Here is a 5,703-nt window from a genome sequence, read left to right as displayed (position 1 = left end):
CGCTGCTGTTGCCGCCGCCCCGGCGCCGGCCGCCGCCGCTGCGCCTGTCGCTGCGGCCCCAGCGGCCGCGCCGGCCGCCGCCAGCGGTCCGGTCGACGTCAAGGTGCCCGACATCGGCGACTTCAAGGAAGTCGAAGTCATCGAACTGCTGGTGAAAGTGGGCGACACCATCAAGGTCGACCAGTCGCTCATCACCGTGGAATCGGACAAGGCCAGCATGGAGATCCCGTCCAGCCACGCCGGCGTGATCACGGCCATCAACGTCAAGGTCGGCGACAAGGTGCATGAAGGTTCGCCGCTGCTGGTGGTGCAATCGACCGGCGCCGCCGCACCGGCCGCACCTGCCGCCGCATCTGCCGCACCTGCACCTGCCGCCGCATCGGCTCCCGCATCGGCACCTGCTGCCGCCGCCGCTCCGGCGTCGGCCAGCTCGGTCGTCACCGGCAAGCTGGCGCACGCGTCGCCGTCGATCCGCAAGTTCGCCCGCGAACTGGGCATCGACCTCGGCAAAGTGCCGGGCAGCGGTCCGAAAGGCCGCATCACCCAGGTCGACGTGCAGAACTACGTCAAGGGCGTGATGGCCGGCAGCACCGCCGCACCGAACGCAGCACAGGCCGGCGCCGGCAATGCGGGCGGCGGCATGAGCGTGCTGCCATGGCCGGTGATCGACTTCAGCAAATTCGGTCCGACCGAAGTCCAGCCGCTGTCGCGCATCAAGAAGATCAGCGGTCCCAATCTGCACCGCAACTGGGTCATGATCCCGCACGTGACGCAGTTCGACGATGCCGACGTCACCGACCTCGAAGCCTTCCGCGTCGACACCAACAACGGCAACGCCAAGAACAAGGAAGCGACCAAGCTGACCATGCTGGCCTTCGTCATCAAGGCATCGGTCGCCGCGCTGAAGAAGTTCCCGGCCTTTAACGCCTCGCTCGACGAGAAGGGCGAGAACCTGATCCTCAAGCAGTACTACAACATCGGCTTCGCGGCCGACACGCCGAACGGCCTGGTGGTCCCGGTCATCAAGAACGCCGACCAGAAGTCCGTCACGCAGATCGCCAAGGAGATGACCGAGCTGTCGCTGCAAGCGCGCGAAGGCAAGCTCAAACCGACCGACATGCAGGGCGCCAGCTTCACCATCTCCTCGCTCGGCGGCATCGGCGGCACCCACTTCACGCCTATCGTCAACGCGCCGGAAGTGGCCATCCTCGGCTTGTCCAAGGCCGCCATCAAGCCGGTCTGGGACGGCAAGGCCTTCCAGCCGCGTTTGATGATGGGCACCTCGCTGTCCTACGACCACCGCGTCGTCGACGGTGCGATGGGCGCCCGCTTCTCCGTGTACCTGAGTGAAGTGCTCGGCGACATGCGCAAAATTCTGCTGTAAGGAGCGATCGATGAGCACAGTAGAAGTCAAAGTCCCGAACATCGGCGACTTCCAGGAAGTCGAAGTGATCGAAGTGATGGTCAAGGTCGGCGACACGATCAAGGTCGACCAGTCGCTGGTCACCGTGGAATCGGACAAGGCCAGCATGGAAATCCCTTCCAGCCACGCCGGTCTGGTCACGCAGGTGACGGTCAAGGTCGGCGACAAGATCGCCGAAGGCGGCATCATGCTGACGGTCGAAGAGGGCGCCGCCGGCGCCGTCACGCCGGCCGTCGCCGAAGCGGCGGCCGCACCGGCCGCCGCACCAGCACCAGCAGCGGCAGCGGCCGCGCCGGCCGCGATTCCCGTCGCCGGCGGCTACAGCGGCCAGGTCGACATCGACTGCGACATGATGGTCCTCGGCGGCGGTCCCGGCGGTTACTCCGCCGCGTTCCGCGCCGCCGACCTGGGCCTGAGCACCGTCATCGTCGAGCGTTACGCGACGCTGGGCGGCGTGTGCCTGAACGTCGGCTGCATCCCGTCGAAAGCCTTGCTGCACCTGGCCTCCGTGATCGACGAGACGGCCACGCTGGGCAAGCATGGCATCAGCTTCACCGCGCCGCAGATCGACATCGACGCCGTCCGCAAGCACAAGGAAGAAGTCATCTCGACGATGACCAACGGCCTGGCCGGCATGGCCAAAGCACGCAAGACGCAAGTGGTCACCGGCGTCGGCCAGTTCATCAGCGCCAACCACATCGAAGTGACGGCCGCCGACGGCACGAAGAAAGTCGTGCAGTTCAAGCAGGCCGTGATCGCCGCCGGTTCGTCGGTGGTGGACCTGCCGTTCGTGCCGAAGGACCCGCGCATCGTCGACTCGACCGGCGCGCTGGAACTGCGCCAGATCCCGAAACGCATGCTGGTCATCGGCGGCGGCATCATCGGCCTGGAAATGGCCACCGTCTACTCGACCTTCGGCGCCCGCATCGACGTCGTCGAAATGATGGACGGCTTGATGCAGGGCGCCGACCGCGACGCCGTCAAGGTCTGGCAGAAGTTCAACGCCAAGCGCTTCGACAACATCATGACCAAGACCAAAACCGTCGGCGTGGAAGCGCTGCCGGAGGGGATCAAGGTCACCTTCGAGGCGGCCGAAGCGGGCGCCACCGCGCCCGAACCGCAGCTGTACGACATGGTGCTGGTGGCCGTCGGCCGCAGCCCGAACGGCAAGAAGGTCGCCGCCGACAAGGCCGGCGTGATCGTCACCGACCGCGGCTTCATCCCGGTCGACAGCCAGATGCGCACCAACGTGCCGAACATCTACGCCATCGGCGACCTGGTGGGCCAGCCCATGCTGGCGCACAAGGCCGTGCATGAAGGCCACGTGGCGGCGGAAGCGGCGGCCGGCCAGAAGTCGCACTTCGACGTCAAGGTCATTCCATCGGTGGCCTACACCGATCCGGAAGTGGCATGGGCCGGCATCACCGAGGATGAAGCGAAAGCCAAGGGCATCAAGGTCGAGAAGGGCCACTTCCCCTGGGCCGCCAGCGGCCGCGCCGTCGCCAACGGCCGCGCCGAGGGCTTCACCAAGCTGCTGTTCGACGCCGAGACCCACCGCATCATCGGCGGCACCATCGTCGGCACGCACGCCGGCGACATGATAGGCGAAATCGCTTTGGCCATCGAAATGGGCGCCGACGGCACCGACATCGGCAAGACCATCCACCCGCACCCGACGCTGGGCGAGTCGATCGGCATGGCCGCCGAAGTGTACGAAGGCGTGTGCACCGACCTGCCGCCGCCGCGCAAGCGCTAAGCAAGTCTCGCGGCCTGGCCGCACACAAAAAACCGGGACTTGTTCCCGGTTTTTTTACGCGCTCGGATTGATGACTTCAGCACTTTATTCGCATTGAATCTGGATGTCGTTCTGGCCTGCCTTCTGCCCTTTTTTATAGGTGAACGCGCATTTGGTGATGCTGTCATCGAGTCGTTTTGCCAGTGTGATTTCAGCATATTCACCGTAGGAGCATCTGAGCCACTTGCCGTCGGGGAAGCGTCCGTCGAGGTCGTAGGTATCGGTTGTCAGCTTCCTTTTTTGGCTCTCCACGTAGTCCGCCAATTCGCCTTTTTGTTGCGGCGGCCCGTCGGTAGGCGCAGCTGAGTTGAGATACATCGGCCGCGCCACGTAAGAGCTCCAGCCAGAGGGAATATTTTGTAGTTTGATTTCAAACTCCTGAATGCTGCTCGGGCACTGAGGGGTAATCTTCAATGGGGCGGGAGAGGAGGATGCTGTGCTTGGCCAAACGATAGCGGCAAGCAGCCAGAATGCGACAAATGGCATCGCCCTGTGCAAGGTGATTTTCCACATCTGGTGTTACTCGATGACGAAAAATGCGTCTGCATTGTCACTAGGCCGTATATATGCACCGCTCTTGGTCTTTCCTTTTGAGTGTATGGTCCGCGAGCTTATAAATTTAACTTTCTTGGTTTTCCACTGGTCCATTACGCGTATGCCGTCGGGCGTCTGACCCATGTAAAGAGCAGCATGGTTACCGTGGTTCATATTCGCATATTTTCCATTGACGAAAGTAGCGATCGCGGTTCCTTTTTTCAGCGAACTATTTCCGAATACAGCCGCGCCCTGTTTCCACGCGAGCGTGGGCGGTGCTCCGGCAAACTTCCTCACCAGCGCCACGCATTGATGGTTGCCGACCATCTCTGAATTTTCCAAATCGCTTACTTTTGAGTACGTATAGGACATTTTATTCTCCAGGGTTAAGGGGAAAGAAAGTCCTACGATACTGCGGCTAGATAAATCGATCTTTGAAGCGGCACAAAGGAACAAGCTGCGCAATAGTTACCGATCAATGGCGTCATGGCGATCTGATAGGGCACCGACACCGGCAAGAGCATCACCCGCACCCGACACTGGGCGAGTCGCCCGGCATGGCCGCCGAAGTGTACGAAGGGGCCGCACCCGGATTGTTTGGTGTGTTCTGTTTGAACTCACGCCAACTCCCCGGGCGGCGATGCCGCGTCTTGGGGCGGCGCCGCAGCGGCGCCTGCCTATTTTTCCTGCGCCGTCGTCAGCCTTTGTATGGCGGCCAGCAACACTGGAAATATCGTCGGCTTGGTGAAGAAGGCGTCGAAGGGCAGGTTCATGTCCGTCAGCACCTTGCCCGCGCTGTTGAGGATGTAGGGGATGTGGCGCAGCGCCGGGTCGGCGCGCCACGCCAGCAGCAGCTGTATGCCGTCCATCACCGGCATCATGTAATCGGACAGCACGATATCGGGCGGCGCGGCGCGGGCCCGTTCCAGCGCCTCGCGTCCGTTGGTCGCGGTCTGCACCGCAAAGCCGTGCAACTGGAACAGCAGTTCGTAGGTCGAGACCAGATCGAATTCGTCGTCGACGATCAGGATCAGCTTTTGATCCGGTGCTCGTGCGGCGCTGGGCGGGTCAGCGAGCATGGCCGTCCAGCTGGGAGCGCACGGTCGCCGCGTGCCGCGGCGCCGGTCCCTTGATCGTCATGCCTTCGCTGCCGATGACGAGCAAATGGTTGGCCGCGTCGTAATCGTTTTCGCGCAGTTTCAGCACGCCGATCTGGCGCTCGTTGACGCCGTCGATGTCGATATAGCGCAGCAGGATGATGTTCTCGAACAGCATGGACGCCGACGGTTCGCGCTGCGACAGGTCGCCGCCGAAATAGGGCAGTTCCTGGGTGAAGAAGGTGGTCACGTTCTGGCAGCGCAGTTCATTGACGAGCGCGACCAGGAAGGAGCGCGAGCGGCCGTGGTGCAGGATGATTTCGCGCAGGGCGTCGAGGCCGTCGATGAATAAACGCGAAATTTTGAATTGCCGCGTGTCGCGCAGCACTTCGTGGGCCAGGCGGTCGACCAGCACTTCCAGCGGCACATGCCAGTGGATCAGCAACTGTCCGCTGTCCAGGTAGGGTGCCAGGTCGATGCCGACGCTGCGGGCCTTGGCGACGAGCCGGGCCGGCGATTCGTAGAAGCCGACGATCATGCACGGCTCGCCCTGTTGCAGGCCGTGGTGTATGAAGTGCAGCCCCATCAGGGTCTTGCCGACGCCGGGATTGCCCAGCAGCGCGGTGGTCGAGCCGCGATAGACGCCGCCCTTGGTCAGCTTGTCCCAGCCGGCGATGCCGAAGGACATCTGCGTCATCGATGCGCTCGATTCGCGGTTGGACAGGGTGCTGACCGCCTCCAGGCGCGGATAGACGACGACGCCGTCGGCGGCCACCTCGAACACGTGGCGGCCCAGCATGTGCTTGGCGCCGCGTATCTTGAACACCTTGATTTCGCGGATCAGCTGCATGCCC

Annotated in this window: 6 protein-coding genes; 2 read left to right on the top strand and 4 right to left on the bottom strand. The window is 63.1% G+C overall.

Annotation, left to right across the window (positions count from 1 at the left end):
• The coding region (gene aceF / locus Q0S71_RS26455; RefSeq protein ID WP_296002470.1) for a dihydrolipoyllysine-residue acetyltransferase at positions 1-1,384 on the top strand (1,384 nt) is incomplete at its 5' end.
• 10 nt (positions 1,385-1,394) lie between these two features.
• On the top strand, positions 1,395-3,179 hold the full coding sequence (gene lpdA, locus Q0S71_RS26450; RefSeq protein WP_296002465.1) for a dihydrolipoyl dehydrogenase: 1,785 nt from the start codon (positions 1,395-1,397) through the stop codon (positions 3,177-3,179).
• Positions 3,180-3,263: 84 nt separating this feature from the next.
• Here the strand turns inward: lpdA and Q0S71_RS26445 are convergent, their stop codons facing one another.
• The 4 genes from Q0S71_RS26445 to Q0S71_RS26430 all read right to left on the bottom strand — a co-directional run.
• Entirely contained in the window at positions 3,264-3,731 is a 468-nt protein-coding gene (locus Q0S71_RS26445) for an STY0301 family protein (RefSeq protein ID WP_296002461.1), read from the bottom strand.
• 6 nt (positions 3,732-3,737) lie between these two features.
• A complete protein-coding gene (locus Q0S71_RS26440; RefSeq protein WP_296002459.1) occupies positions 3,738-4,124 on the bottom strand; it encodes a BPSL0067 family protein in 387 nt (128 codons plus the stop codon).
• Between the two features lie 305 nt (positions 4,125-4,429).
• Entirely contained in the window at positions 4,430-4,831 is a 402-nt protein-coding gene (locus tag Q0S71_RS26435) for a response regulator (RefSeq protein WP_296002455.1), read from the bottom strand.
• A partial coding sequence (locus Q0S71_RS26430) for an ATPase domain-containing protein (protein ID WP_296002453.1) occupies positions 4,821-5,703 on the bottom strand: 883 nt, incomplete at its 5' end. The genes Q0S71_RS26435 and Q0S71_RS26430, both read right to left, overlap by 11 nt.

The organism is Rugamonas sp. (assembly GCF_025354735.1).
GTDB lineage: Bacteria > Pseudomonadota > Gammaproteobacteria > Burkholderiales > Burkholderiaceae_D > Rugamonas.
Note: the sequence above shows the minus strand (reverse complement) of the source record. Positions and strands in the feature narration are given on the sequence as shown.

What these genes read in the sequence shown, in the direction of transcription:
- Q0S71_RS26435 (WP_296002455.1), bottom strand. Translation starts at nt 4,831, where the DNA reads ATGCTCGCTGACCCGCCCAGCGCCGCACGAGCACCGGATCAAAAGCTG.
- lpdA (WP_296002465.1), top strand. Translation starts at nt 1,395, where the DNA reads ATGAGCACAGTAGAAGTCAAAGTCCCGAACATCGGCGACTTCCAGGAA.
- Q0S71_RS26445 (WP_296002461.1), bottom strand. Translation starts at nt 3,731, where the DNA reads ATGTGGAAAATCACCTTGCACAGGGCGATGCCATTTGTCGCATTCTGG.
- Q0S71_RS26440 (WP_296002459.1), bottom strand. Translation starts at nt 4,124, where the DNA reads ATGTCCTATACGTACTCAAAAGTAAGCGATTTGGAAAATTCAGAGATG.